This window comes from Burkholderia sp. E168m23 (assembly GCF_016586125.1).
GTDB lineage: Bacteria > Pseudomonadota > Gammaproteobacteria > Burkholderiales > Burkholderiaceae > Burkholderia > Burkholderia orbicola.
Genome location: NZ_BCPP01001168.1, coordinates 1 through 1,880, shown reverse-complemented (window position 1 = coordinate 1,880; position 1,880 = coordinate 1). Strand labels below are relative to the sequence as shown.

Annotated in this window: 1 protein-coding gene; it reads left to right on the top strand. The window is 66.7% G+C overall.

What is annotated here, in order from left to right; all coding sequences use genetic code 11:
- The coding region (gene mqo, locus JMF90_RS35280) for a malate dehydrogenase (quinone) (RefSeq protein ID WP_201326182.1) at nucleotides 1-1,532 on the top strand (1,532 nt) is incomplete at its 5' end.
- Between the last annotated feature and the right edge of the window lie 348 nt (nucleotides 1,533-1,880).

Here is a 1,880-nt window from a genome sequence, read left to right as displayed (position 1 = left end):
TCATGAGCTCGACGCTCGGCGTCTGGCTGCACGAACTCCAGCCCAACTGGTCGATGACGATGGTCGAACGCCTCGACGGCGTCGCGCTGGAAAGCTCGAACGGCTGGAATAACGCCGGCACCGGCCACTCGGCGCTCGCCGAGCTGAACTACACGCCGGAGAAGGCGGACGGCAAGGTCGACATCTCGAAGGCGATCGAGATCAACGAGTCGTTCCAGATCTCGCGCCAGTTCTGGGCGTGGCAGGTCAAGCAAGGCGTGCTGAAGAATCCGCACTCATTCATCAACTCCACGCCGCACATGAGCTTCGTGTGGGGCGACGACAACGTGCGCTTCCTGAAGAAGCGCTACGAAGCGCTGCAGGCCAGCCCGCTGTTCCGCGGGATGCAATATTCGGAAGACTACGACCAGATCAAGCAGTGGGTGCCGCTGATGATGGAAGGCCGCGACCGCAACCAGAAGGTGGCCGCGACGTGGACGCCGATCGGCACCGACGTGAACTTCGGCGAGATCACGCGCCAGTTCGTCGGCTACCTGAAGACGCAGCCGAACTTCACGCTGTCGCTGTCGAGCGAAGTGCGCGAGATCACGCGCAACGCCGACGGCACGTGGCACGTGTCGTGGGTCAAGCTGCATTCCGACGAACCGCCGCAATCGGTCGACGCGAAGTTCGTGTTCATCGGCGCGGGCGGCGGTGCGCTGCACCTGCTGCAGGCGTCGGGCATCCCCGAGGCGAAGGACTACGGCGCATTCCCGGTCGGCGGCTCGTTCCTCGTGACCGACAACCCCGAAGTCGTGAAGCAGCACCTCGCGAAGGCGTACGGCAAGGCGTCGGTCGGCTCGCCGCCGATGTCGGTGCCGCACCTCGACACGCGGATCATTGACGGCAAGAAGATCATCCTGTTCGGGCCGTTCGCGACGTTCTCGACCAAGTTCCTGAAGAACGGCTCGTACTTCGACCTCGCGAAGAGCACCAACCTGCACAACGTCGCGCCGATGATGCGCGTGGGCGTCGACGAATTCCCGCTGGTGCAGTACCTCGCCGGCCAGCTGATGCTGACCGACGACGACCGCTTCAACGCGCTGAAGGAATACTTCCCGAACGCGAAGAAGGAAGACTGGCGCCTGTGGCAGGCCGGCCAGCGCGTGCAGATCATCAAGCGCGACCCGGTCAAGGGCGGCGTGCTGAAGCTCGGCACCGAGATCGTCGCGTCGCAGGACGGCAGCATCGCCGGTCTGCTCGGCGCGTCGCCGGGCGCATCGACCGCCGCACCGATCATGCTGAACCTGATGCAGAAGGTGTTCAAGGACAAGGTCGCGACGCCCGAGTGGCAGCAGAAGATCCGCCAGATCGTGCCGAGCTACGGCACCAAGCTGAACGACAGCCCGGCGAAGGTCGTCGAGGAATGGACCTACACGAGCGACGTGCTGCAACTGTCGCCGCCGCCGAAGATCGACCTCGGCGCGCCGTCGCAGGCCACCGGCAACGCGCCGGCCCGCCCGGCGAAGGCATCGGCCGACATGGCGCTGTAAACGCGCCCGACGCCGCGCAACAGCCGCGCAACAGCCGCGCGGCACCCATGCGGCACCGTTATGCCGCCCGACACGGCCGCCCTCCGGGGCGGCCGTTTTTCCTGGTGCGCGCCGGGCGCGAGCACCGGCTTCCGCTAGAATTGCGGCACGCGCGACCCCGTCGCCGCCCGATCCATCACCCGCATCGACACAACCCGAGCCACCGCCGGTGCGGCCCGCGCCCGAGCCGCGCGAGCGCCGCCCGCCGTGGCCGCGCCCGCCCGGGCGCGCCATCAACCGAATTCAGCTGGAGAAAGACCGTGTTTACCTGCCGAAACCAGAGCTGCGGCACGCAGTGGGAACAGTCCG